This window comes from Pseudomonas sp. nanlin1, assembly GCF_045571515.1.
Lineage (GTDB): Bacteria > Pseudomonadota > Gammaproteobacteria > Pseudomonadales > Pseudomonadaceae > Aquipseudomonas.
Genome location: NZ_CP124218.1, coordinates 2,063,071 through 2,088,847, shown reverse-complemented (window position 1 = coordinate 2,088,847; position 25,777 = coordinate 2,063,071). Strand labels below are relative to the sequence as shown.

At 61.0% G+C, this 25,777-nt stretch carries 24 protein-coding genes and 1 pseudogene; 13 read left to right on the top strand and 12 right to left on the bottom strand.

Annotation, left to right across the window (positions count from 1 at the left end):
- The first annotated feature begins 4 nt into the window (after window positions 1–4).
- From QCL65_RS09865 to QCL65_RS09850, 4 genes are all read left to right on the top strand, one after another.
- Window positions 5–679, top strand: coding sequence for an HAD family hydrolase (locus QCL65_RS09865; RefSeq protein WP_407316039.1), 675 nt, complete (start codon window positions 5–7; stop codon window positions 677–679).
- Window positions 680–791: 112 nt separating this feature from the next.
- Window positions 792–2,165 (top strand): iron-containing redox enzyme family protein, encoded by a 1,374-nt coding sequence (locus QCL65_RS09860; protein ID WP_407316038.1) that lies wholly within the window; start codon window positions 792–794, stop codon window positions 2,163–2,165.
- Complete coding sequence (locus tag QCL65_RS09855) at window positions 2,162–3,148, top strand: methyltransferase (RefSeq protein WP_407316036.1); 987 nt, start codon at window positions 2,162–2,164, stop codon at window positions 3,146–3,148. Before QCL65_RS09860 ends, QCL65_RS09855 begins: the two co-directional genes overlap by 4 nt.
- Window positions 3,149–3,287: 139 nt before the next feature.
- Entirely contained in the window at window positions 3,288–5,888 is a 2,601-nt protein-coding gene (locus tag QCL65_RS09850; protein WP_407316035.1) for a PAS domain-containing protein, read from the top strand.
- Between the two features lie 33 nt (window positions 5,889–5,921).
- On the opposite strand, the gene QCL65_RS09845 is transcribed toward QCL65_RS09850, so the two are convergent.
- Window positions 5,922–6,398: a hypothetical protein gene (locus QCL65_RS09845; protein ID WP_407316034.1), complete on the bottom strand. Its 477-nt coding sequence runs from the start codon at window positions 6,396–6,398 to the stop codon at window positions 5,922–5,924.
- A gap of 162 nt (window positions 6,399–6,560) precedes the next feature.
- On the opposite strand from QCL65_RS09845, the gene QCL65_RS09840 reads away from it, so the two are divergent.
- Entirely contained in the window at window positions 6,561–7,046 is a 486-nt protein-coding gene (locus tag QCL65_RS09840; RefSeq protein WP_407316033.1) for a hypothetical protein, read from the top strand.
- 189 nt (window positions 7,047–7,235) lie between these two features.
- On the opposite strand, the gene QCL65_RS09835 is transcribed toward QCL65_RS09840, so the two are convergent.
- Window positions 7,236–7,481: a hypothetical protein gene (locus QCL65_RS09835; protein WP_407316031.1), complete on the bottom strand. Its 246-nt coding sequence runs from the start codon at window positions 7,479–7,481 to the stop codon at window positions 7,236–7,238.
- A 358-nt stretch (window positions 7,482–7,839) separates the two neighbouring features.
- Between QCL65_RS09835 and QCL65_RS09830 the strand changes: the two genes are divergently transcribed.
- Window positions 7,840–8,334 carry a GNAT family N-acetyltransferase gene (locus QCL65_RS09830; protein ID WP_407316030.1) on the top strand — a complete coding sequence of 165 codons (495 nt, stop codon included), beginning with the start codon at window positions 7,840–7,842 and terminating at the stop codon, window positions 8,332–8,334.
- A 30-nt stretch (window positions 8,335–8,364) separates the two neighbouring features.
- Here QCL65_RS09830 and QCL65_RS09825 read toward each other — a convergent pair whose 3' ends face one another.
- The gene (locus QCL65_RS09825) at window positions 8,365–9,558 is read right to left on the bottom strand and encodes an MFS transporter (RefSeq protein WP_407316028.1); all 1,194 of its coding nucleotides are present in this window, start codon (window positions 9,556–9,558) and stop codon (window positions 8,365–8,367) included.
- Between the two features lie 109 nt (window positions 9,559–9,667).
- On the opposite strand from QCL65_RS09825, the gene QCL65_RS09820 reads away from it, so the two are divergent.
- On the top strand, window positions 9,668–10,321 hold the full coding sequence (locus QCL65_RS09820) for a TetR/AcrR family transcriptional regulator (protein ID WP_407316026.1): 654 nt from the start codon (window positions 9,668–9,670) through the stop codon (window positions 10,319–10,321).
- On the opposite strand, the gene QCL65_RS09815 is transcribed toward QCL65_RS09820, so the two are convergent.
- Window positions 10,311–11,666 (bottom strand): Fic family protein, encoded by a 1,356-nt coding sequence (locus QCL65_RS09815; protein ID WP_407316025.1) that lies wholly within the window; start codon window positions 11,664–11,666, stop codon window positions 10,311–10,313. The genes QCL65_RS09820 and QCL65_RS09815 overlap by 11 nt on opposite strands.
- 283 nt (window positions 11,667–11,949) lie before the next feature.
- On the opposite strand from QCL65_RS09815, the gene QCL65_RS09810 reads away from it, so the two are divergent.
- Genes QCL65_RS09810 through QCL65_RS09785 form a run of 6 tightly spaced genes read left to right on the top strand, consistent with a single transcriptional unit; the run spans window position 11,950 to window position 17,304 of the window.
- Window positions 11,950–12,726, top strand: coding sequence for a transporter substrate-binding domain-containing protein (locus QCL65_RS09810; protein WP_407316023.1), 777 nt, complete (start codon window positions 11,950–11,952; stop codon window positions 12,724–12,726).
- 49 nt (window positions 12,727–12,775) lie between these two features.
- Window positions 12,776–13,453, top strand: coding sequence for an amino acid ABC transporter permease (locus tag QCL65_RS09805; RefSeq protein ID WP_407316022.1), 678 nt, complete (start codon window positions 12,776–12,778; stop codon window positions 13,451–13,453).
- Window positions 13,450–14,184, top strand: a complete 735-nt coding sequence (locus tag QCL65_RS09800) for an amino acid ABC transporter ATP-binding protein (RefSeq protein ID WP_407316021.1) — start codon at window positions 13,450–13,452, stop codon at window positions 14,182–14,184. The genes QCL65_RS09805 and QCL65_RS09800 overlap by 4 nt, the downstream gene beginning before the upstream one ends.
- Window positions 14,185–14,206: 22 nt before the next feature.
- On the top strand, window positions 14,207–15,466 hold the full coding sequence (locus tag QCL65_RS09795) for a cysteine desulfurase-like protein (protein ID WP_407316020.1): 1,260 nt from the start codon (window positions 14,207–14,209) through the stop codon (window positions 15,464–15,466).
- A gap of 16 nt (window positions 15,467–15,482) precedes the next feature.
- On the top strand, window positions 15,483–16,355 hold the full coding sequence (locus QCL65_RS09790; protein WP_407316018.1) for a MurR/RpiR family transcriptional regulator: 873 nt from the start codon (window positions 15,483–15,485) through the stop codon (window positions 16,353–16,355).
- A 52-nt stretch (window positions 16,356–16,407) separates the two neighbouring features.
- Entirely contained in the window at window positions 16,408–17,304 is an 897-nt protein-coding gene (locus tag QCL65_RS09785; RefSeq protein ID WP_407316017.1) for an allantoinase PuuE, read from the top strand.
- 32 nt (window positions 17,305–17,336) lie between these two features.
- Here the strand turns inward: QCL65_RS09785 and QCL65_RS09780 are convergent, their stop codons facing one another.
- The 8 genes and pseudogenes from QCL65_RS09780 to glnT form a co-directional block, all read right to left on the bottom strand.
- Window positions 17,337–17,840, bottom strand: a complete 504-nt coding sequence (locus QCL65_RS09780; protein ID WP_407316016.1) for a GNAT family N-acetyltransferase — start codon at window positions 17,838–17,840, stop codon at window positions 17,337–17,339.
- A complete protein-coding gene (locus QCL65_RS09775; protein ID WP_407316014.1) occupies window positions 17,833–18,741 on the bottom strand; it encodes a serine hydrolase domain-containing protein in 909 nt (302 codons plus the stop codon). The genes QCL65_RS09780 and QCL65_RS09775 overlap by 8 nt, the downstream gene beginning before the upstream one ends.
- A gap of 54 nt (window positions 18,742–18,795) precedes the next feature.
- Window positions 18,796–19,995, bottom strand: a complete 1,200-nt coding sequence (locus QCL65_RS09770; protein WP_407316013.1) for a hypothetical protein — start codon at window positions 19,993–19,995, stop codon at window positions 18,796–18,798.
- A 169-nt stretch (window positions 19,996–20,164) separates the two neighbouring features.
- Window positions 20,165–20,728 (bottom strand): isochorismatase family protein, encoded by a 564-nt coding sequence (locus QCL65_RS09765; RefSeq protein WP_407316011.1) that lies wholly within the window; start codon window positions 20,726–20,728, stop codon window positions 20,165–20,167.
- Window positions 20,729–20,767: 39 nt separating this feature from the next.
- Window positions 20,768–21,271: pseudogene (locus QCL65_RS09760) on the bottom strand (methyl-accepting chemotaxis protein); the annotation flags it as partial.
- 1,354 nt (window positions 21,272–22,625) lie between these two features.
- Complete coding sequence (locus tag QCL65_RS09755) at window positions 22,626–23,228, bottom strand: TetR family transcriptional regulator (RefSeq protein WP_407316010.1); 603 nt, start codon at window positions 23,226–23,228, stop codon at window positions 22,626–22,628.
- Between the two features lie 64 nt (window positions 23,229–23,292).
- The gene (locus tag QCL65_RS09750) at window positions 23,293–24,366 is read right to left on the bottom strand and encodes a putative urea ABC transporter substrate-binding protein (RefSeq protein ID WP_407316009.1); all 1,074 of its coding nucleotides are present in this window, start codon (window positions 24,364–24,366) and stop codon (window positions 23,293–23,295) included.
- Window positions 24,367–24,384: 18 nt separating this feature from the next.
- On the bottom strand, window positions 24,385–25,743 hold the full coding sequence (glnT, locus tag QCL65_RS09745; protein ID WP_407316008.1) for a type III glutamate--ammonia ligase: 1,359 nt from the start codon (window positions 25,741–25,743) through the stop codon (window positions 24,385–24,387).
- Window positions 25,744–25,777: the final 34 nt, after the last annotated feature.

Genomic DNA, 25,777 nt, shown 5'->3' with positions numbered 1-25,777 from the left:
CCCCATGCGCGAAAAAACCTCTTTTATCTTCGACCTCGACGGCACGCTCACCGACAGTGTTTACCAAAACGTCGCCGCCTGGAAAGAAGCCCTCGACGCCGAAAAGATCCCCCTGGCCATGTGGCGCATTCACCGCAAAATCGGCATGAGCGGTGGCCTGATGCTGAAAAGCCTGGCCCGCGAGACCGGGATCGACATCAGCGAAGCACAAGCCCAGCGCCTCAGTGAACGGCACGACCAGGCCTATGAACGCTTGCAGCACCAGATCATCGCCCTGCCCGGCGCCAACGCGCTGTTGGATACATTGACCCGCGAAGGCCTGAGCTGGTGCATCGCCACCAGCGGCGAAATGCACACAGCCGAGATCAACCTCAAGGCCCTAGGCCTGAAGCCGGCTGACATCAACCTGATCACCCGCGACGACGTCAGCCAGGGCAAACCTGACCCGAGCCTGTTTATCGCCGCCGCCGACAAGCTGGGCGCGCCCATGGCGGAGTGCCTGGTGATCGGCGACGCCATCTGGGACATGCTCGCCGCCCGCCGCGGCAAAGCCATCGGCATTGGTTTGCTGTCGGGCGGCTACGATGTCAGCGAACTGGAGCGCGCCGGGGCGTTGCGCGTTTACGACGATGCGCTGGACCTGCTGAACCATTTGGATGAAGTGGCGGCGTTTGCCTGAGCGCCGGCCTAACGCGCAAAGCCTACCGTTCGTACCTGGCAATTTATTTTCGGGAATTTCTCGCAGCGCCGCTGGCTCCAAGTGACATACCTAGAAAACCACGGTTGCGCTTATGTCTGCCCTCACCCGCTTCGCCCCGACCCGCACCGACGTCCGCGCTGCAACGCAGCCCACCACCGCCGCTGCGCTCTACCATGCGTTGCTGACGAGTACCGGCCGATGGCCGCTCGACAGCTACGATGTGGCTGAGTATTTGCGCGGGCAGTTACGCGCAACCGAAGGTTTGCCCTGTGATCTACCGCAAAACCCGGCGGATTTCGCGGCCTGGGTGGCGGCGAACGTTACCCAGGTGGCCGACCAGTACGGCGAGTATCTGCAGGCCAGGCGGGCCGGCGCACCCCGACAGTTCTTCCGTAATACGGCCCATGCCCTGTACTTTTTGCAGCGCGTAGCCCCAACCAAATTAGTGGATGGCGCCTGGCTGTACAGCACCCTCAAACACGCTGAAGACCTGCGTTACCACGGGCTTATTCGCACTTACCTGGAAGAGCTGGGCGACGGCGATCCGGGCCTCAATCATATTTCCCTGTACCGCAGCCTGCTCGCCGAGCACGACTGTGCGCCCACCCATGGCCTGGACGACGAGCTGTACGTAGCCGGTGCCGTGCAGTTGGCCCTAGCCTATGCGGGCGAAGATTTCTTGCCCGAGGTGATCGGCTATAACCTCGGCTATGAACAGTTGCCTCTGCATCTGTTGATCACCGCGTTCGAACTGAACGAGCTGGGCATCGACCCTTACTACTTCACCTTGCACGTTACCATCGACAACGCCAGTACGGGCCATGCGCAGAAAGCCGTGCAGGCCGTGGAGGCTTTTATGCTCGCGGCCGACGACCCGCACGAATTTCTGCAGCGCGTGCGCGCGGGTTATCGCCTCAACGAACTGGGCGTGGGCACCAAGGCCATCATCGACAGCTTCGACCTTGAGCATGAAGTGGTGCAAATGCTCGAGCGCAAACGCAGCTTCGGCCAGCACATGCACTCCGACTATTGCCGGCTCGAAGGCCGCACCGTCAATGAGTGGCTGGCCACCCCCGGGCAGATCCCGGAATTTCTGCGTACCCTGGAAAACAAAGGCTGGATCAAACGCGACCAGGACCCCGAGCTGTGCCGGTTCTGGCAATTGATTGCTGGGCCAGGCGCGGCCATGTTCGGTGTGTTCAGCGGCTACGAAATGCAGCTGTTGCGCGACTGGATCGCCGGCAGCTGGAGCGCCGAAGCCCCAGGCAAACCCAACAACCCGTTCCGTGCCCGTTTTCGCAACCGTAACGACACGCCCGTGGCCACTGCCGATTTGCCGAGCCACCCGCCGCTGCTGGCGACATTGCTGCCTCAGCTCTCGCCCGCCTTGCACCCAACGCCCGGCGGGCTGGAAGCAACTCGGCTATTTGCGGGCACCTTGAGCAAAGGTGGGTTTGCTTTATGAACACGCCTATCTCGCCTGCTAGCTTTGACTTTGCAGCCCGGACCGATGACGCCGGGCATGATCTGGCGCTGGTGCAACTGGGCCGCCGCCTGCAAGCGGACGCCTACCACTTTGTCACCGTCACGCCCCTGAGCCACGAGCGCAATAACGCGCGCCCAGGCAACCGCCGCGCGCGCAACCTGCGGGATGTGTTCGGTTGGAGCCGCCCATTCGAAGCTGACCTGCTATCCAAAACCGAGCTGGACGCTCTGGCCAGCAGGGGCGTAATCAGCGCCGAGGGCGGCCTGTGGCGCAGCACAGTGCGTTGGTCCAGCCTGCAAGACCTGCTCTTCGTGCATTCGGCGTTCCCCACGGTCGGCCACGACGCTGTGTTCTTCGGGCCGGACACCTACCGCTATGCCCAAGCCATCGAGCAGCACCTGAGCCACTGCGTGCACCCTATTCGCACTGCCGTGGACATCGGCTGTGGCAGCGGCATGGGCGCGATTCTGATTGGCAGGGCGCGGCGCGAGGCGCAAGTATCGGCGGTAGATATCAACCCGACGGCCCTGCGTTTCACCGCGGTGAACGCTGCCCTGGCCGAGGTGACCAACGTATCGGCCTGGCACAGCGATATTCTCACGGGGGTCGGCGGCGACTTCGACCTGATCGTCGCCAACCCGCCCTATATGCAGGACACCCTGCAACGGGCTTACCGTCATGGCGGCGAGCGTATGGGTTCGGAGTTGTCCGTACGTATCGCTGAAGCCGCGGTGGCGCGCCTGACTTTAGGCGGCACCCTGCTGCTCTATACCGGCGCGCCTTGTGTAGACGGCGTCGACCTGTTCCTCGCCCACGCCCTGCCCGTGGTGGATCGGCCGGAGTTTGCCTGGTCCTACCGAGAGGTCGACCCTGATGTGTTCGGCGAAGAATTAGACACCGAAACCTACGCCAATGCCGAACGCATTGCGGCCGTGGTGTTGACGGTCACGCGGGTCGCGTGAAGCGCCGGCTGAGCTTGCAGACGTAGGCTTGGCCGCAACGGGCCTGGTGGGGTCTGCGGGTCGGCGTGGACACCCCTACGAGCCGTCCGGCGGTTGGTTACGCGCCCCTTGAGAACTCCTTAGGCAGCGCCCTGTAAAAATGCTATTTTCCGCGCAGAAACGCTACGCTGCTCGGTTAGGTGACATCCTGAATCCTCTATCCCTTGAACAACTCCAAGCTGAAAACGATCGCCTGCGCGCGGAGTTGAAGGTTGCCCAGGCACATCTGCAGGAAAGCCGGCGCGCGTTACCCAGCGAAGACGCCCACCAGCGCGCAGTCTTCGAAGAAGCGCAGGCGCGCTACCGGCTGGTGGTCAAAGCCACCAATGACGCTATCTGGGATTGGGACCTGAGCGCCAACCTGGTGCAGTGGAACGATGCCCTGGAAGAGGCTTACGGCCACCCGTTAGCGACGGTGGAAATGACTGGCCAATGGTGGCTCGCGCACATCCACGCCGATGACCGGGCGCGGGTGTACGCCTCGATCCACGCCGTCATCGAGGGCGTTGAATCGTCCTGGACCGAGGAGTACCGCTTCGAGCGGGTCGATGGCTCCTTTGCCGAGGTTCTGGACCGCGGCCATGTCATCCGTGACGAGAAGGGTAAAGCAGTGCGCATGATCGGGGCGATGCTCGAGCTTACCCGCCTGCGTACGGCCGAAGCCGCGCTGCGTCAGACCGAGGATCGTTTTCGGACCATCCTTGAGACGATCGACGCCGCGTTTGCCATCGTGCAGGTTAAATACGACGCCGATGATAAGCCCATCGACTACCGTTTTCTGGAGGCCAACCCGGCCTTCGAACGGCAGGCCGGGGTGAATCTGCGAGGTAAGTGGGTCACCGAGTTCGCGCCGGATCTGGAACAATTCTGGTTCGACACCTATGGCAGAGTGGCCAAGACGGGCATCCCGGCCAGTTTCGAAAGTTACGCCGAGGCCTTCGGGCGCTGGTTCGACGTGCGCGCAGTGCCGGTGGGCGAACGGGCCGACCGCCAGTTGGCGATCCTATTCAGCGACGTGACCGGCCGCCGCGCCGACGAAGAACGCCTGCGCCGCAGCGAGATCATCGCACGGGAAAACGTCGAGCGCGTGCAACTGGCGCTGGCCGCTGGCGCGATCTTCGGCACCTGGCACTGGGACCTGACCCAAGACAGCTTCACCGTAGACGAGGCCTTCGCCCGGGCCTTCGGGCTGGATCCCGCCCTGGGGCACGCCGGCCTGAGCCTGGATCAGGTGATCGCCACCGTCCACCCCGAGGACAAGGCCGGGCTGATCGCCGCCATCAACGAAGTCATCGCCAGAGGCGGCGCCTACGCCCACCAGTACCGGGTACGTCGGGTCGACGGCAAGTATTACTGGATCGAGGCCAACGGGCGCGTCGACCATGCGGCCGACGGCACCCCGGTCAATTTTCCCGGCGTGCTGATCGATGTTGAAGAACGCCGCTCGGTCGAGGCCCAGCGCGACCGTGCCATCGCTGCTTTGCGTAGCCTCAATGACACGCTCGAACAGCGGGTGGCCGAGCGCACCGCAGAGCTGATGCAAGCTGAAGAGAAGCTGCGCCAGTCGCAAAAGATGGAGGCCGTCGGCCAACTGACCGGGGGCCTGGCCCACGACTTCAATAACCTGCTGGCGGGGATTTCAGGAGCCTTGGAGCTTATGGGTGCACGGATCGCCCAGGGCCGCCTGATGGACGTTGACCGCTATCTGCTAACTGCTCAAGGCGCGGCTAAACGGGCGGCCGCGTTGACCCATCGGTTGCTGGCGTTCTCGCGGCGCCAGACCCTGGACCCGCGCCCCACCCAGGTCAATGCCTTGATCGAGGGCATGAGCGAACTGATCCAACGCACCGTCGGCCCCAGCATTTCATTGGCCACCCACGGCGCCGATGACCTATGGCCGGCCCTGGTGGACCCCAGCCAGCTGGAAAACGCCCTGCTCAACCTGTGCATCAATTCCCGTGACGCCATGCACAATGGTGGGCAGATCACCATCACCACGGCGAACCACTGGGTGGATGCCCTGGCGGCCCGGGCGCTGGATGTGCCCGAGGGCGACTACCTCACGCTGAGCGTCAGTGACAACGGTAGCGGTATGCCCCCCGATGTGGTGGCCAAGGCGTTCGACCCGTTCTTCACCACCAAACCGATTGGCCAGGGCACTGGCCTCGGGTTGTCGATGATCTATGGATTCGCGAAACAGTCGGGTGGCCAGGTGCGCATTACCTCAGAGGTCGGCCAAGGCACGACCTTGTGCATTTACCTGCCCAGGTATGCGGGCGCTGCGGTCACGGCAGACGCTGCCAAGGACAAGACCATCGCAGTCTCTACGGGCGTTGGCGAAACCATTCTAGTAGTCGATGACGAGCCTTCGGTGCGCATGCTCCTGGCCGACATCCTCAGCGACCAGGGCTATGTGGTGCTGGAAGCGGCAGACAGCGTGGCCGGGCTCAAGGTGCTGCGCTCGTCAGTGCGCATCGACCTGCTGGTGTCCGACGTCGGCCTCCCGGGCGGCATGAACGGTCGGCAAATGGCCGATGCGGCGCGGGAGGTCCGGCCGGGTTTGAAAACCCTGTTCATCACCGGCTACGCCGAAAATGCCGCCATCGGCGAAGGTCATCTGGAAACGGGCATGCACGTGCTGACCAAGCCGTTCGCGATCGACACCCTGGCCGGCCGGGTGCGTGACTTGATGACTCAATAGCACGCGCGCACCTGGCGCCCGGCTATTGGGCAGTCATTTAGAACGTGTCAGCTTGAGCATGCCGCCGTCGTACCAGGACAAGCCCAGCTCACCGCGCGAGGTGAGGAAAAACGTCGGGCTGCCCTGACCCTCGGGCCCCCAATCGCCCGACTGACACGCCACTGCATAGGCGATGGCCGGTTGCATGCCAAGCTTGGCGAGCCGCTCCTGCTGTTCAAGCGACGGCAGCGCGGCGGTCTGGATAAACCTCGGTTTGCTGCAGGTATCGCCGGTGACCACCGGTTGCTCCCAGGCCAACAGCGCTTCACTGACGCTTAGGCGCTGGCCCATCAGGCTTGGGTCGTTATCGGTCAGCGCCTGTATTCCACTGTTAGAGACGGCGACCCCCGCCACCTGCCAGCGGCCATAGAACGGCGAGGCGTCCTGGGCGTTGGGTTTGCTCGGAGTAGACGGCGCTGAACTGCAAGCGGCCATCAATAGAGCTGAGGTTATGAGCCAAGCGTATTTCATCAGGCGTTTTATCCTTCGGGGATTGAGTCCCCGTTAGAGTAAGCCTGGGCGGACAGGCTAGAAAATAAAATATGCCGGATCACCGGCGACCTTCAAGATTAAATACAATACCGGCCGCTTATCACCCGCCACACAAATGGCGCCGCCAAAAAGGAACGCCCCATGGCCTCCCCGGACAAACAACACAAACGCGCCCAGCGCGCTAAAGCCAAGGCCAAGCAAAACCGCTCGGGCAGAGCCAAGCCCAACGGGGTGCATCCGTTACTGGCCAACCCGCTGATCAACGAGCCGTTCGATGACGTCGAGATCGACCTGAGCACGTTCGACTTCAAAGACATCGAAGAAAACGGCTTCGACCCCGCGCACTTCGACGACTTATTCGAGGCAATGAAGGTAGGCGAAAACATCAGCCTGTTGGCGATGTGCTTGGTGTTCCTGCAGTACCCCGTGCTGGAGCTGGTGGTCTCTGAAGAGTCCGAAGACGCGGCGACTGACTTTATGATGGGCTTGCTCATCACCTACCGTGGGATCTACCACGACGAAGAGGAAAGCACGGCGGTGGATTGGATCGGCAGCCAGGCCTTCCAAAGCGCCTATAGCGAAGCCTCAACGATCATCGAAAAAAAGACCGCCCGCACACGCCCGTAGGAGGGGCCTCGGCCCCGAGAGGCCGCGCTGCGGCCGGCTTCGGGTATCGCGGCGCTTGTTCTGGCGCGAAGATCAAAAGATCGGGGGCAAGCCCCCATCCTACCCCACGTGCCTGGGCGCGCTGCGGCCGGCTTTGGGTATCGCGCTGTTCTGGCGTGAAGATGAAGAGATCGGGTTGTCACCTGCCTCCTACGATTTGATCACCCCGGTCATCGCGGTGAATTGGCTTTGCTTGTGCTGGACCTTGTCCAGCACCTCAGGTGGGGTCGACTCACGGAACACCACCATATGGCCTACGTCTTCGCCACCCTCGGTCACCCGCTCAATGTCGTTGATCATCCAGGTGGTCAGCTCTTGCGCTGTGATGCCCAACTGCTCGGCTACTTGCTGGTGCAACTGCCCGGCGTCGAGCTGATTGGACGGTTCGTTAGTCATGGGTTACTCCTTCATAGGGTGTTAGGTTGTGTCAGCGCACAGCCTGTACAGTTCAGTCGCGTTCGTGATGATGCGACCAGCGTCAGCGCTGCGCTGCCGAAGTGAGCGCCAGATGGCTTTGTACAATTGCTCGAACGCCTACTGTATTGACCAGTGCAATAACTTCAGCAGCGGCGCCGCGGAATCCGCTTGTCCGAATGGCCTGGTTGCAAAAGCTCTCGGGCCTCATCATTTGACTATGATCGTTTTGGTCACTGCCATGGGCCTAGGGGATGTGCAATCGGCAAGCGCAACTGTTGTAAATCAACATCGTATAGGCGTCTTGTGAATTATGAGGTCGAAGAGGAGCACAGGCCTTTTGAGCGTAGCCCCATCCATTTCCCTGGAATCCCCTGACCAGCCAGAAGTGACCGCCCTTATTGAAGAGCTCGACGCTTACCAGACCCCGCTGTACCCAGCAGAGAGCCACCACGGCATCGACCTCGCCGCCCTGTGCGCGCCCCATGTGCTGTTCGCGGTTGCACGCGCCACGGATGGAGCAGCCGTGGCATGCGGGGCATTGGTCATGCACCCGACCCACGGCGAGCTAAAACGAATGTTTACAAAACCGCACTACCGAGGGCAGGGTTTGGCCAGAAAGCTGCTGGCAGCGTTGGAAGACGAAGCACGCCGGCAAGACTGCCTACACCTGATGCTCGAAACTGGCTACCTGCAACACGAAGCCATCGCGTTCTATCAGCGCAGTGGCTATCAGAGTTGTGGGCCATTCGATAAATACACAGACGATCCCAATAGTGTATTCATGGAGAAACGCCTCGCCTCAAAGGCTGCGAGCCCGCAGTCAATGGCTTGAATGTAAACATAGCCGGCTTACCCAGCGCCCTCACCCCTGAGCCCCACGCCGCTGGCCCTGAACAAAACCATGGCGCCGTGCCCGCAGGGCAATGGCCAGGCTGCTCAAGAGCAAGGCCAGCAACACCCATGGAAATGCCACGACGCCCCAGTGCCCGAGCAGCACTCCGCCCAGCAGCCCACCGCCAGCGATCGCGCTGTTCCAGACCACCACATTCATCGACAGCGCCACATCTGCGCCCGCCCCGGCGGCGTCGGCGAGTGCCGTTTGCAGCAGCGTAGCGGCGCCGCCGAACGTCAGCCCCCAAATGAAGACACCGATGTACACCGCTACGCCCGACCCCGGTAGCAGACCGAACATCAATGCCACCGCCGCGAACACGGCCAGGCTGATCAGCACGCTGATGCGCAGGTGCCGGTCGACCAGATGCCCAGTGATCCAGATCCCCGCCAGCGCGGCCACGCCAAATGCCAGCAGTACCAAGTCGACGTCACCGGCCAGCCCGGCGATGGACACAAAAGGGGCGATATAGGTGTAAAGAACGTTGTGGGCCAGCATCCAAGTGAAGACCACGCCTAACACTGCGCCGACGCCGGGGCTCCACAGTACCTCTCGTAACGCCATCCGCGCAGACGCAGCCTGGCCAGGGTAATCCGGCACCTTAACCAGCACCCAACCGATCAAGACCACGGTCAACCCGGACATCAACGCAAAAGCCATGCGCCACCCCATAAGCCCGCCCAGCCAGGTGCCCAACGGCACACCCAGTGACAGGGCGATGGGGGTTCCCACCATGGCCAATGCCAACGCGCGCCCCTGCAAAGAGGGAATGACCATGCGCCGTGCGTAACCCGCGATCAGGCTCCAGGCCAATCCCGCTGACACCCCCGCGAAAAATCGCGCGACCAGCGTTAGCCAGTAGTGGGAAGACAAGGCCGTGATGGAATTGAATAACAGAAAACCGACGATGGTCAGCAGCAGCACCGTTCGCCGCCGCCAGCCCTGGGTCGCGATGGTCAGCGGGATCGCCGCGAGCAGCGAGCCCAATGCATAGACGGTCACCATCTGCCCTGCCAAAGACGCCGAGATACCCAAGCCGGCGCCGATTTCGGGCAATAAACCCGCTGGCAAGGTTTCCGTGACAATGCAGATAAATCCGGTCATCGCCAGTGCCAGCAAGGCGCCGACAGGCAACTGCGTGCCTGGCTGCTCGTTTGTGCTCATTGACATGCTCCGATTAATATACTGATCGGTATAAATGTAAGCGCGCATTGCTGGCTGGTCAATGATTTATGTATCGACTAGTATCTATTTCATCCACTAGGAGGTATCTATGGCCCAGATGGGACGCCCGCGCACCTTTGACCGTGACGTCGCGATCACCCAAGCCATGCACGTGTTTTGGCAGCACGGCTACGACGCGACGTCGCTCAGCCAACTCAAGGCCAGCATCGGCGGGGGCATCACCGCACCGAGTTTTTATGCGGCGTTTGGCTCCAAGCAGGCGTTGTTCGAAGAGGTCATGCAACGCTATCTGCAGACCCATGGCCGGGTGACCGACGCCCTGTTCGATACGCGCCTGCCCCCTAGGCAAGCGATCGAACTCACGCTGCGGCGCTCGGCGAAGATGCAGTGTGAAACCGACCATCCCAAAGGATGCCTGGTCGCGCTGGGCCTGCTAAGCGCCTGTTCAGCCGAGAGCGCCGCCATTTCCGCGCCGCTGGCTCAGGCCCGCGCCATCAACCGTGCTGGCATCGTGGCCTGCGTGGAACGGGCCATCGCCAGTGGCGAGCTGCCCCCCAGCGTGGTCGCTGATGCGTTGGCGACTGTGTTCGACAGCTTTATGCTGGGCATTTCGGTACTGGCCCGCGACGGGGTGCCGTTGGAGAAGATAGACGCGGCGGTGACGCACGTGATGGCTGCTTGGGATGGCTTATTGGAACGGGGGCTGGCCGGAGGAGAGCTAGGGGGCTCTCCTACCCATTAAACCCCTGCCGATTACGCCACGTCACCAGTTGCGAAGGCCTGAGGCGGTAGCGCGCCAATACGCCTTCATGCAGGCGCTGCAACTCCTCGACGATCACCGCGCTCACCCCTCCTCGCTCGGCCTCGGGCACCTTGATCGCGACCGCCTGCTGGATGATACCCAGCGGGTCTTCTTCAGGCTGCGACACGACCTCATGAACAATGCTTTTGATCAGCTCGCGCCATAGCAGGCGAATCGGATCGGGCTCTGCCAGCTCCTGGCGTATCACCAGATACTCTTGTGCTGAGCGCTCATAGGCCCAGACATACAGATCGCGAAGCAGCTCCACTCGGGTCATCTCGTATACGCCCAAAATAGCGCGGCTGTAGGCAACCTCTGGCACGTCCAGGAAAGTCAATGGGCAAAGGTTGGCGCGGAACAGCGGCAGGTTGGCCGCCAAACGCGAGGTGCGCTTATTGATATCGGCGAAAGGCTGAAGATAAGGCAAATGCACCATCACAAAAAACGACTGCTCGAACGGGTCATTGATCTGCTCTGCTTTCTCCAGCACTTCGCTGAGCAAATGCTCAATAGGTTGCGCAGCCGACAATGGGCGATAGGCGCTTTGGCTGATATCCACGGCATGCTGCCGTACACGCCCTTCATCGGCGGCATTGGGCAGCAGGTTTTCAGCCAAGGCGCTGTGCAGGTTCATCAGCGTGTAGCGATTGAATTCAACCGTATCGACGTTTTCCACCAGTAATTCGATCGCAGCTTTGTGATTCAGGATCATCTGCGTTTCAAGCGCTGACTTACCCTGCGCCGCTCGAGCATGCTCAATCAGCTCGCGGGTATCCAACCGGGAGTAAGTGTTGCCTTCCAAGTGGCTGGAGGCCCATGAAAGGTCGATCAACAGTCTGTTCAGAATGGCCCGGCTATAGGTCCCGGCAGGTGCTGGTTGATCAGAGGTGCGGCCGATGTTGTGCAACCGCCGCCTCAGCGATTCCGATAAATACCAAGTACGGTTGGGCAGGTAGGCGTCGAGGAATTCGCGCTGATACCCCACGGGGGTCCGCGAAGAAACCGGTTGGTCGATGTAAGCCAGAATATCGGCACTGTCGGCGGAAAGCGCAATAGCGGCCGGAAAACTATCGGGCTCCTCAGCCACGTAGTTCACGCCAGCGGCCAGATAGCGGCGCGCACGGGCTTCGCCATGGGCCGCGATAATTCCGTGATCGATCATCTGGCTGAGCAGCCGTTGTACCGTGCGGCGGGCCAAGTGAGGGAGCTGTGTGAGTATTTCAGCCACGGTCAGCCCCTGGGGCGCTTGCTGGATTACAGCTCGGAGTTCTTCAGTATTCGGCATGGTGACGGCGCAACTCCTAGACACATGGCGCGATTTTGGCGCGATTTATAGAATCGCGCCAGGCTTTGGCGCGATTTTTGGCGCGATTCTTATAAATCGCGCCACATGTGCCAGCCACCCGGCCTATGCACCAAAATAACCCCGCCACGCACCACTCTGAAGCATTTAATTCAATAAAATAAAAACTTGAATTATATGATTCACAGCCCTAGTCTGAATCCCCAATGGCCGGCTCACGCTGCGCGGCGCCTTGTTGGATTCACTGACTATCGGGGAGCAATACATGAACGTGAAAGTACTCTTGAGCATGGCCGTGGCCACCGCCTTTTCCGCCTCTACCTGGGCTGCCGACTGGACCGTAGGGGCCAATGTGGGCAACGTGCCTTGGGAGTTCCAGGACGCCAAAGGCGATATCGTCGGCTTCGAAGTCGATGTCGTGAAAGAAGTCGCCAAGCGCGCCGGTAAGAGCGTCGAGTTCATCAACATCCCCTTCAACGGGTTGTTCAGCGCCGTGCAGTCCAAGCGGGCGGACATCGCCATTTCTTCCATCACCATCACGCCCAAGCGCTTGGAGTCGGTGGCGTTCGCGCAGCCGTACTACGACAGCGATCAGTCGTTGTCGGTGCTCACCAAGTCGAAGATCAAAGGCTTGCAAGACATGCAGGGCAAAGTGGTCGGGGTCGACACCGGCTCTACCGGTGACATGTGGGTGGCCGCCCATCAGGCCGAGTACAAGTTCGGCGACGTGTCCCGTTACGAAGGGCTGTCGCCCGCCATGCTCGACCTGGCCTCGGGGCGCATGGACGGCTACGTCAGCGACATTCCGGCGGTGCTGTACTACATCAAGGACAAGCCGCAGTACAAGGTTGTGGCGCGTATCCCCACCGGTGAGAAATATTCGTTGATGCATGCCAAGGGCTGGGCGGCGGCCGACCAGGTGAACGACATCATCAGCGCCATGAAGAAAGAAGGCGTGATTGCCGACTTGCACAAGAAATGGTTTGGCGCCGATGCCGGCGCTGATTCCAGCACCGTGAAAGTGGTGCCGGTCCTTAGATAAGCAGCGCCGCTCAGCCCGCCCTCACCGCCGTTAGCCACAAGGAATCACGATGGAGTTGCTAGAAACTTTCTTCAACTGGAAGGTGTTCGTCGATGCGTTGCCCATGATGCTCCGTGGCCTGGGCGTGACGGTCCTGCTGGGGGTGGTGAGCATCGTCTTGGGTTTGCTGGGCGGTTTGCTGTTGGCCATGCTGCGCTTGTACGGCTACGCGCCGGTGCGCTGGTTGGCACGGGTGTATATCGATGTGCTGCGCTCGATCCCGTTACTGGTGCTGCTGGTACTGATCTATTACGCGCTGCCCTTCGTGGGCATCCGCTTGTCGTCGTTTGCGGCCGCCGCAGCGGCCTTGTCCCTGGTGTCTTGCGCCTATTCGGCGGAGATTTTTCGTTCAGGCATCGAGGCAATACCCTGCGGCCAGTTCGAAGCCGCCGCCGCCCAAGGCATGAGTTTTTTCAACACCATGCGTGATGTGATCCTGCCCCAGGCCCTGCGCATCGTCATGCCGCCGATGACCAGCAATTGCATCAACGTAATGAAGGACACCGCCCTGGCGTCGGTGGTCGCTATGCCTGACTTGCTCAAGCAGGCCACCCAGGCCCAGGCGCTGGCGGCCAACCCGACGCCCTTGGTAGGCGCCGCCGTAATGTACCTGCTGCTGTTGCTGCCGTTGGTGCAACTGGTCAGTTGGGTCGAGCGGCGTAACAGCTCGCAGAGGACCCAGCCATGAGTGCGGTGATCGAAATAGAAGGCATGTCCAAGTTCTATGGGGCCTTCCAGGCGTTGGACAATATCAACCTGAGCGTGGAACAGGGCGAAGTGGTGGTGATTCTGGGGCCCTCGGGCTCGGGCAAGTCGACCTTGATTCGCTGCATCAACCTGCTGGAGCAATACCAGGACGGCGAAATTCGAGTCAGCAAGCAACGGGTCGAAGCCGGGGCCCGGCTGGCCAGTATTCGCTGCGAAGTGGGCATGGTCTTCCAGAACTTCAACCTGTACCCCCACCTGACGGTGCTGGCCAATGTTGCGCTGGCGCCTGTGCGGGTGCGCCACATGGCCCGCCGCGACGCCGAAGCGCGTGCCCGGGTGCTGTTGGAGAAAGTCGGCATGGCCGCCCACGCCCACAAGTACCCCAGCCAGTTGTCGGGCGGCCAGCAGCAGCGGGTGGCCATTGCCCGCACCATGGCCATGGAACCGCAGGTGATTCTGTTCGACGAGCCGACCTCGGCGCTGGACCCGGAAATGGTCGGTGAGGTACTGGATGTGATGCAGAACCTTGCGCGCTCGGGCGTCACCATGGTGGTGGTCACCCACGAAATGGGCTTTGCGCGCAAAGTGGCCGACCGGGTGATTTTTATGGAAAACGGCCGCATCGTCGAACAGAACAACCCGCAGGCGTTCTTCACGGCCCCGCAAGAGCCGAGAACCCAAGCGTTTTTGCAAGCCATCCTGCACCACTGATCAGACTCTGGAGTGCTAACCCTTGAATGACACGTTAAATGCCTTGGACATCGATTACGTGCGTAGCCAGTTTCCGGCGCTGCGCGACGGGTATGCCTTCCTCGACAATGCCGGCGGCTCGGCCGTGCTACGCCCCGTCGCCGAACGCATCAGCGACTATCTGCTCAGCAGCGCCGTGCAACTGGGTGCGTCCTACAGCGAGTCGGTGGCTGCCGGCGAGAAGGTGATGCAGGCGCGCCAATCGGTCGCCCAACTGATCAACGCGCAGTACCCGGAAGAATGTGTCATGGGCGGCTCGACCACCCACCTGTTACAGATCCTCTGCCGCGCTATCGCGCCTTCGATCAACCCCGGTGATGAAATCATCGTCACCAATTGCGACCACGAAGCCAATATCGGCCCATGGCTGCGCCTGTGCCAAGAGCGCGGTGCAACCTTGAAGGTGTGGTCGGTCAACCCCCACAGCATGGATTTGCTGCTCGATGACCTGGACCGGCTGCTGACTCCGAACACCCGCTACGTGGCCATGACCCATGCCTCGAACATCCTGGGCAGCGTCAACCCGGTGGCCGAAGTCGCGCGCAGGGTGCATGCCGTGGGCGGCAAACTGTGTGTCGACGCTGTGGCCTATGCGCCGCATCGGTTGGTGGACGTACAGGCCAGCGGCGCCGACTATTACGTATTCAGCTTTTATAAAACCTTTGGCCCGCACTTCGCCGTGCTGTGGGGCCAGCGCGACGCCCTGCTGGCGCTGCCCAGCCTGAACCATTTTTTCATCGGCCAGGAGGTGATCCCATACAAGCTGCAACCGGGCAACCTTAACTACGAACTCTCCTACGGCTGCATCGGCATCAGCGACTACCTGGTGGACATCGGCGAGCGCCTGGGGGCCAGTGGCAGCCCGCGTGAACAGATGCAGGCCGCATTTGATGCTTTTGAACGCCAAGAAGACTTACTCGCCGAAATCCTGCTGAGTTTCCTGCGGGCCAAACCCGGCGTGCGTATCATCGGCAAAGCCCGCGTCAGCGACGGCGAGCGAGTGCCGACCATCAGCTTTGTGGTCGAGGGCGTGCAGTCCGAAGCCATCGTGCGGCGCGTCGACGAGCACCGCATGGGCATCCGATTTGGTGACTTCTATGCGCGCAGGCTGATCGAACAGTTAGGCCTGGCGCCCTATGGCGGCGTAGTGCGGGTTTCGATCGCCCACTACAACAGTGCTGATGAGCTGCATCGGCTGGTCGAACACCTCGACCAGGCGATCAACGACTTGCTTGCCCACTGATTTTGTCGAGCCTTTTATGCCTTTACCGCAAACCCTTGCCGAGCTGCGTTCGGTCATCGTTGAACAGCAGGACCGCCTCACGGCTCGGCAGCGTGATGCCGCGCATTTCCTCACCGAGCACCCCCATGAGGTGGCCTTGAACACGGTGGCGGCGTTGGCCAAGCAGGCGGGGATCCCCTCCTCGGCTTTTATTCGCCTGGCCCAAGCCCTGGGCTTTGCCGGTTTCAGCGACCTGCAGAAGCTGTTCAAGCAACCGTTGCAGCAGGCCGGGCGAAGCAGTTTCAAAGAGCGCATACGCCACTATCGCGGCGAACAGCTGTTGGACGACCCCACCGACGTCGGCGCCATGCTCGCGGCGTTCAGCCGGGCCAATATTGTCTCGCTGGAGCACCTGGCCGAGGGTCAGCAAGTGGAAGCGCTGGAGCGCTCCATCGCCTTGCTGCAGCAGGCCCGGAGCATTTTTGTGGTGGGCATGCGCCGCTCCTTTCCGATGGCCGCGTACCTGAGCTATGCCTTAAGCCGGGTGGGCCGCCGGGCCATTCATATCAGCGGCCTGGGCGGCAGCCTGCGGGAGCAGGTCGGCGCCTTGCACAGTGACGATGTGCTGATTGCCGTGAGCTTTCCACCCTATGCCACGGAAACCGTGGAGGCGTGCCAGCAGGCGGTGGCCGCTGGCACGCCTATTGTGGCGCTGACCGACAGCATTCTTAGCCCTATTGGGCAAAAGGCCAGTGTGATGATCGAGGTCAACGACGCCGAACTGTTGGGTTTTCGCTCGCTAACCGCCGCGTTCTGTGTCGCGCAGACCCTGGCCATGGGCCTGGCGTTTCGCGACGGCCAGACCCTCGACGGCCCCGATCACGAAGCCCTGAAACATATCGACTGCTGAGCAAGGCTCAGCGGTTACCCCAACCTCAGTGACTGTGCAGGAGACTGTTCTTATGGCGTTCCCCCAACGCGATCTGGTCGGCTATGGCCGGCAACGCCCCCAAGGTACCTGGCCCAATGGCGCGCGGCTGGCGATCAACTTCGTGATCAACTACGAAGAAGGCTCCGAACGCTCACTGGCCATGGGCGACCCTGACCAAGAGAGCATGACCGAATGGGGCAGTTATCAATTCCCCGAAGGCGTGCGCAACCTGGCCATGGAGTCGATGTACGAATACGGCGCGCGGGTCGGGATCTGGCGCATTCTCGACATCCTCGAACAGGCCAAGGTACCGGCCACCTTCCATGCCTGCGCAGTGGCGTTCGAACAAAACCCTGAGGTGGCCAAGGCCGCGGTCGCCCTCGGCCATGAGATCTGCAGCCACGGTTACCGATGGGAAGAAGTGTTCCGCCTGACCGAAGCACAGGAACGCGAGCATATTCGCCTGGCCATCGAGTCGTTCGAACGTACCTGCGGCAAGCGCCCAGTGGGCTGGTATTGCCGCTATGGCGCCAGCGTGCATACCCGCCGCCTGGTGGCCGAGGAAGGCGGCTTTCTGTATGACTCCGACGCCTACAACGACGACGTCCCCTACTTCGTCGAAGTACAAGGCAAGCAACACTTGGTGGTGCCCTACACCAGCGACGTCAATGATTTCCGCTACTGGAACTCGCCGGGCCTGTCCCAGGCCTCGGACTTTCTCGAATACATGAAAGAAAGCTTCGATGTGCTCTACGAAGAAGCCGCCGACGGCCTGCGCATGATGTCCATCGGGCTGCACCCGCGCATGGTCGGCCGGCCCGGCCGAGTCCGCGCGATCAAGCGGTTTATTGAGTATGCGCAACAACAGGGAGGGGTATGGTTCACCACTCGGGAAGAGATTGCCAAGGCGTGGTTGCAGCGCGGGTGAAAGCGACGCTTGGTGCGCGGATCGCGGCTCGATCAGATCGCTACCCTGACCTGCATGTGCGTGGTCTGCCACAGCCTATCAGGGTCGACCCTGATCAGCTCGAAACCCTGCCGATACCAGAACTCAACGGCGCCGGCGAGAAACGGGTGGGTGTGCAGGTAGATCACCTCGACCCCGCTCTGCCGGGCGTGGGCCTGCAGCGCCTGGTACAGCGCCCTCGCCAGCCCAACGCGGCGGTATTCGGGCAAGACAAACAGGCGTACCACTTCTACGGCGTTCAGCCCGACATAGTCGATGCCTGCAAAACGCCGGTCGTAGGGTAGATAGCCGATCACGCCGACCACACTATCGGCACGGCGGGCCACTAAGAAATACCCTGGGCCCGTCACGTACACCTGCTCGAACGCGGCAAGGTCAGCGGGCATGGGCGTGTCATGCAGCTTGGGAAACATCTGTTCCCGAGCCGCCTGGACGAAGCTCAGGAGTTCGGGAATGTCCGCGCTGCAGGCAGATTGCAGGGTGATTGATTCAAGCACTGGGGTTTGCACCCTGGCTAACGTGGCCCAAAACGGCCAGCAACCGCTTGAGCGCCTGGGCCTCGACTTCGCCTTCTTGATGCTCAGCACTGAACACTGCACAGGTCGCCGTGTTATGCCCCAGCGTGCACTGGTAGACCGCAATCACCCCGCCCGGCCCTACGCCCGTATGCCCCGTAAGCTTGGGCCCGGCATGGCTAGCGCCGATCATCAAACCCAAGCCGTAACCCGGCGCCGCCCACGGCCTGCCCGGCAGCGGGCCACCTAGGACAATAGCCTCTTGCATTGCGTCCAATAGCGACGCCGGGAGCAGTGGCCCGGCCAACAGTAAGTCCAGTAACGCGGCCGCCTCTGCGAGGGGCCCGACCAGTAGCCCGTGATAGACCCAGCCGGGATCATAGGAAGCCATGGCGCTTGGATAAACGTTAGCCAGGTCCAGCGGGGTTCTGGCGAGCCGCACATGGGCCAAGCCCAAGGGTAAAAAAATCCGTTCGGCCAATGCCTGTTCGATCTCCAGGCCCGTGACTCGCTCGATCAGTTGGGCAATCAGCAGATAACCCACATTGGAATAGCGCCAGCCCGCACCCGGTGGGTAGCGCAAGGTGTCAGCGTCTAGGCGCTGGAGCATGTCGGCGGCGGGCCATGGCGCCTGCTTTTCAGCGACGGCTGCGTGGTACGCCGCCAGCTCCGAGTAATCCGCCAGCCCGGCCTGGTGCTTGAGCAACTGGCGCAGGGTAAACGGCCTTTGCTCGATACATGCATCGAGTTCGATCAGGCCGTCCCGTACCAAAGTCAGCGCAGCCGCTGCCAGCACCGTTTTGGTAAAACTCCACCACGGCACCACCACGCCTGAGTGTTCACTCGACAGCGGCTTGCCGTTCAAGCGTGTTGCGCAAAGCATTCGACAAGGTCCTGGAGAGTAAGCAGACGTGCAGAATAGCCTAGCGCGCCTGGCTTAGTCTTTAGGCGGGGGCGTCGGCGGGGTGCGCCGGCCACTGGCGAATTCATCGCGCTTGAGCGCCTCGTTCAACCCCTGCACGGTGTTGGCCTCGAAGACTTTCCCATGTCGCCGGCTTGGCGGCAGCGTTTCTGTGGAAGCCGAGGATGGCTGCTCAAGTTGACTCAACTGGGCGTGCAGTTGCGCGGCCAGGTCATTACCGAACAGTTGCCCGTGGCGCCGCGCCGCTCGCCCGTTATCGGCCGCCTGCGGCGCGGCACGCGCACTGGCCTGCGCAGGGCTAGGCGCTTGGGCCTCGGCTTCTTCCCCAGAGTTCTTCGGGTCTTGCAGCCAGTGGTCCTCATAGAAGTTGGCGAACTCCTCGTTACTGAACTGATATTGCTGATCTTTAGGAATGCTCGGCGCACCCTCACCGGCGGCACCGGACGCAACTGGCGGCTGATAGGCTGGCGCTTCTGCACGTTTGCCTGCCATTTGCTTGAATGGCGAAGTGACCAGCTGTTTCACCGTCGCGCCCAAGACGGTGGCATGGGCCACCGGCAATGCCGTCATACGGCTGGTTGAACGGCCGTCATCGACCCGCATATCCGCCAACTTGCTTGCCATCTGCCGGTGCATGGTTTGGCTCTGAAAGCGATCGATCTCTTTTTTCAAGGCTTTCTGTTCTGCCGCGATATCGCCCTGGGGACGCTCCGGCGAACGTTCCACCGGGGCTTTTCCCGCCGATGGATTGGGCTGTGCTTGGACCGACGCTTCGGGCAATTCGCGAGCGTGCTCAAGCGCCACCCTGGGCATGTCTTTAACGTTGGTTTCGAACAGACGCAGCGCACGAAAAGCCAGGGCTGCCAGCTCAAGCTTGTCGTCATGGGGCATAAAATTGGCCAGCAGCAGCCCTGGGTTACCGTCCAGCGTCATGCTGGTGCCGAACTGGGAAACCGGCTTGTCCCGGCCCGGGTTGGCCATGAACGCGTCCTTCTCCAGCGCCAGGTGGGCGGCATTGGCCATGGCGCGCTGCTGCAACGTGCCATGGCTGCGCAGCCGGGCGAGGTAGTCTTTGCTGCGGGGGGTCAGCTTATCTTGCAGCTTAGACTGGGTTGACGCCTCCGTACCCCGGGTTCTGGAGGTCGCGGCAGTTTGGGTGGCGCCAGTCTGGAGTGAGTGGGGCACCAGGGGGCTGGGGGGACGATTGACCTGCATGGGATGGCCTCTGTGAACCGAGAGAGAGTGCTCCCTGAGTGGTTCGAGAGCAGATGTGGTTCCTTGGTATCCGCCTGCAGCAGCCAAAATCAGTACCGCGGCCGAAAACGGCCGCTGTTGCGGCCTCGCGGCCCCCCCCTCCTACCCATGCGCCCGATCTTTTTGCCCACTAGGCAAGTTGGTCAATCAGTTCTTCAGCCGACACGACATCAGCGTACTCATCACCGAGGATTGCCAGGGTCAGTTCATAGACAGTTTGCGCGTCCCAAGACTTTCCATCCGCACCGACCACAGGTACTGCTGTCGTGGCGTCCGAGGGTAAGACGATGTTGTACCCCAACGCTTTTCCGGCACGGACAGTGGCGTCCATACTGTTGTGAATCACCACCCCCGCCAGCACAAAACGTTTAACCCGCATCTGCGTGAGCGTGGCGTGCAATTGGGTACCGATAAAGGCGCAGTTTTGCTGTTTGACGATGACCGGTTCCCCCGCTAGCGGCGCTACTTCTCGCTTGATTGCATTCCAGGGACCGTGGGCGTAATAGCTGGAGCTAGGCGCTTGTTCATCGTGTTTGATATGCAAGACTGGCCAGCCCTTCGAGCGCCAGAAGGCCAGCAAGCGCTGGATCACGCCAAGGTAGCCGGGGTTGTTCTTTGCGTTCCAGTTCGGCCGATCGATAGCGTCCTGAACGTCAAGAATGATCAGCGCAATTGGGCTCAGGGCTTGACTCATGAGCGTTTGACCTTCTGGTAGGATGCGACCGGCTGCAGCTTAAAATACAAACGCCTTCATCGCCGAACGTAATCGCTGCGAGACATTCTGTAGCGCCTCGCCCGCCACGGCCGTATCGGCCGCCGAGCGGTTACCGGCTTCGGCCAGCTGCGCGACTTCTTCCATACTGTCGGTGACCTGACGCGAAGCATCGGTGACCTCGCTGGTGGCTGCCACGATGTCGAGCATCGAGCCGCTCGCGACCGCGATCCGCTCTTGCACACCCACCAGCGCCTCCCCGGCCGCGACCACGGTGTCGATGCCCAGGCCCACGTCGCCCTCGCTGTTGTGGATCGATTGCACGGCGCCTTCGATGCTGGCGCGGATCGAATCGATCAAGGCTTCGATCTCCCGGGTCGCCACCGTGGTGCTTGCCGCCAGCCGACGAACTTCATCCGCCACCACGGCAAAGCCTCGGCCTTGCTCGCCGGCGCGGGCGGCTTCAATCGCGGCGTTGAGGGCTAGCAAGTTGGTTTGCCCGGCAATGTCACGAATGGTCTGCACGATGCCGCTGACTTTGTCCGACTGATCGCCAAGGTCGGTGACCGACGCTTGGGTTTCCCGGCTGGAAACGGCCAGACGCTGCACACTTTCCAGGCTTTCCAGGCGCGCGCTGTCGCCGGCGCGTGCCTGGTGGTCGGCCTCGCCTACCGAGTTTTGCGCCGCAGCGGCCTGTTTAGCGATGTGCCCGATGGTGCCGGTGATGTGTTCCATGGCGTTGCCGGTGGTGACCACCGATTCGGCCAAGCGCACCGAATTGGCCTTTTGCTGCCTGAGCGCGGCACTGACGCTGCTGATCTGAATATCGAGCGACTCCGCCCCGGCAGAGGTATCGGCGACCAGGCCGCGAATACGCGCCCGGGCTTCGGCGAGCCCACCGAGCACACTGCCGGCAATCGCTGGGCGAGCGCTGTTGCGTAGATCGCTCGACGCAAAGCGGGCCATTTCCGCTAGCAATTCGGCAGGCTCGGCCCCCAGCATGGTTTTGACTCGACGGGCGACGAACAGGTAAATCAACCAGGCGATCAAGGTACTTAACCCACCCACCAGCCCCAGTACCCAGCGCGCATTGCTGGACGTCGTACTCATGTCCTCCAGTTGTGCGTTGGCATAAGCGTTGGCCACTTGCACAGTCTTGTCGACGCCAGTGCGGTGCTGATCGTAAGCCAGTTTGAGTTGATCGAAGGCCTTGGCGGCGGCGGCCTCATCGCCCTGTTGCAGGGCGGGAATAAAGTTGCTTTCGAGGCGGCTGAAGTAAGCGTCGGACGCCTGTTTTTGCTCGCCCAGCAGGCTGTTCTTTACGGTGGGGTCAAGATTAGAGCTGAGCCAGTAAGCGTTGCGCGTATCAAAATCCGTTCTCAGTGCCCGCAGCTTGGCCAGACCTTCCGCCAGGCTGATGTCGTGGCGAATTAATTGATAAACCGTCAGGTGCGCTTCGATGACGTACAACGGCGGTGGGAGGATATCGGCCACCACGTCCTTACCCTGCCCCATCAGCACGGCGGCCCGGTCCATTTGCCCGAAGGCCGTGACACCGCCAACAAAAATGGCAGCAAACCCCACGCTGCAAGCCAGCACCAAGAGCAACAACATGCCTTTTACGGAGCCGAGTAATGAGTTCACGGCAAATCCTGTACAGAGTGAGGGTCGTTAAATTTTGTTTTCGGCAAGCAATGGGGTAACTGAAGTATTTTGCCGGCCAGGAACAAAAAAATTTTGCCCCCGCATACGCCGCTGCCCCCTGCTGTAGGAGCGAGCTTGCTCGCGAAAACCTAACAGGCGCCGCGTTCTTTCTGGAAATCAGCGTTATGGTTGAGGTTTTTCGCGAGCAAGCTCGCTCCTACGGACGAAGAGAACATTAATGCAACAACCTTAACAATCGCTCGCTGAACTCCGGTGCATTCTTTTTCAAACTGAATAACTTGGCGTCGACCAACCAGGTATGGGTCACGCCCATTAACGCGGTGTACAACAGTACGGCGCTTTGTTCGCTGTTCTGTGCGGGCAGTTGCTTTGAGTCTTGCGCGTGAGCAATCAAGCGTTCCAGGCTGCTGACGATCTTGCGGGTAAGCTTGCGCTCACGGCGCACCGTGCCCGACATCTGCGCGGTGAGTTCGGTTTTGTTCAGCAGAATCTCGAACGACTGGCGGTGCCAGCGGTTCTCCAGGAGCAACGTGAACCATTGCTCGCAGAAATAGCGCAACGCATCCATGGGGGTTGCCTCTAGGGCCAAACTTTGCGCGACCAATTGCTCCAGGGGTGCCTGGGAATAATGCAGCACCGCTTCATACAGTTCGTCTTTGTTTTTAAAGTGCCAATAAATCGGCCCACGGCTAAAGCCTGCGGCATTGGCGATCATGGCCAAGGTGGTGTGGGAATAACCGTGTTGGCTGAACAATTCAAGCGCCGCTTCGATGACTTTCAGGCGGGTGGTTTCGGCATCTTCTTTGGTTCGGCGCATTAAGACTCTTCATCGGCTCAAGGGCATGGCCACGGCGCAGTGACACCGCCGTGGCAGGCTCAACCTACAGCTTTTTGTCGTTGGCCATTTGCATGTAGGTGGTATCGAAACGCAGTTTGACGTTGTTGGCATCGCCGAGCAACTTGCCATTGGGCAGGCTAATACCAATAAAGTCAGCGTTCGCCGCGCCCTGTCCGAGCAGCCCATGGGCGAAAGAGAACTGCCTGACGCTGTCCATCGCTTTGTAGGCTTGCTGGCTTTCAATAAAGGCCAGCGAGTCGGCCGGGGTCCAGAACATTTTCATGCCCTTGAGTTGCGACTCGTAGCCGGCCTGATCCGTACCGGACGCCTCGCCCAGGAACGCACGGGCTTTGCCACCCTCCGGCGTTTGGCTGGCGATAATGCCCATCACCTCGTACCAAGCGCCGACCAACGCTTTACCCAACGCTGGGTTGTCGGCCAGGGTCTTACTGTTGGCCAAGGTCAGGTCCTTGATGTGGCCGGGGATCTGGCTGGAGTCGAAGACTCGATGCACGCCCGGTACGGCGGCGACCTGGTCGAGCAGCGGGTTCCAGGTCACTACGTTGCGCACATCCTCGCTGGCAAAGCTGCCGACGATGTCGGCATCCGAGGTATTGACCACCTTCACATCTTTTTCGCTCAGGCCGACGCTTTCCAATGCATGGGCCAGCAAGTAGTGCGAGACAGATAACTCCACCAGGTTAATCTTCTGCCCCTTGAGGGTCTTCATATCGGCGCTGTCTTTCATGACCATGCCATCGTTGCCGTTGGAATAGTCACCCACGATCAGCGCCGTACTGTCGACCCCGCCCGCCGCAGGAATGGACAACGCGTCCATACTGGTCAGCACCACCGCGTCGTACTTGCCGGCGGTGTATTGGTTGATCGATTCGACATAGTCATTGATCTGGGTGATGTTCACTTTGATGCCGTATTTATCCGCCCACTTTTTCATGATCCCGGACTCATCGGCATACTTCCAAGGCATCCAGCCGGCATAGATGCTCCATGCCAGGTTGAACTGTTGTTTAGCTTCGGCGCTGGCAGTGATCGGCAGGCTGCCGACCATCACCAGGCTGATTGCACAGAGCAGCGTCTTCAGGGGCTTGATGGACATGGTCTGACCTCGTTCGATTTAGAAGAACTTCAGGTAGCGCTGTATTTCCCAATCGGAAACATGGGTGTGGTACGCCGTCCATTCATCACGCTTGAAGTCGATGAAGGCACGGAACAGATCGTCGCCAAAAACCTCGCGCGACAAAGGGTCAGCTTCGAAGGCGTCGATAGCCTCATCGAGATTGCGCGGCAGGCATTCGATGTCCATTTCGGCCACCTGTGCTTCGCTGTAGTTGTACATGTTCTCGCGGTGCGGCAAACCGGGGTCGAGCTTGTCGCGAATGCCTTCAAGACCCGCCGCCAGGATTAACGCCGCGCCCAGGTAAGGGTTGCAGGCGATGTCCGCCGCCCGGCACTCGACGCGGCTGCCTTGGGAAGGAATGCGCAGCATGTTGGTGCGGTTGTTGTTGCCATAGCAGACGAACACCGGCGCCCAGGTCGACCCCGACATACTGCCCTTGCGCACCAGGCGCTTGTAGCTGTTGACCGTGGGCGCAATGACCGCGCAGATGGCCTGCGCATGCTTGAGAACCCCGGCAATAAAGTGATAGCCCAGTTGGCTGACGCCGCATGCATGGACATCGTCGCCGTCGGGCTCGAACAGATTGCGCCCGGTTTCGCGGTCGGCCAGCGACATATTGTAGTGCGCACCGCTGCCGGTACGATCAGCCGACGGCTTGGGCATAAAGCTGGCGAAGGCCCCATGCTTGCGGGCGATTTCGTTGGCCAGCAGGCGGAAGAAGACGAAGCGGTCGGCCATGGTCAGGGCGTCGGCGTATTTGAAATCGGTCTCGAACTGGCCGTTCGCGTCTTCGTGATCGAAGGAGTAGACATCCATACCGATGTCGTTGAGCGCCTCGACCAGTTCGCCAACAATGTGCAGGTTGTCCATCAGCCCGCGCGGGTCGTAGCAAGGCTTGGCCAGATTGTCGCGCTGGCTGAGGGGTTCGAAGCCGCCGTCAGCGGTGTCCTTATACAGGAAAAATTCGGTCTCGATGCCCAGGTTGAAGGTGTAACCCATGGCTGCGGCAGCGTCGGTCTGGCGCTTGAGCGCGCCGCGCGAGCAAGCGCTGAAGGGTTTGCCGTCCAGGTAGAGGTCACTGGCGAACCAGGCCAGTTCTTTATTCCAGGCACACTGAATGGCGCTGGCCGGATCGGGCATGGCCGCCACTTCGTTGTCGCTGATGTCTTGGGGCACACCATCCAATGCCGCGCCGGTGTACAACTCTGAACCGTTGAGCATCTGCCCCAGGTGCGCGAGCGGGACGAATTTGCCTTTGATCACGCCATGCAGGTCGACGTAGCTGGCCATGGCGTATTTCACCCCTTTGGCCAAGAGGGTGTTTTTCAGCTTTTGCGCTTCCGGGCTGTGGCTCATTGCAGGCTATCTCCGCTAATAAGGTCGTGGCGTC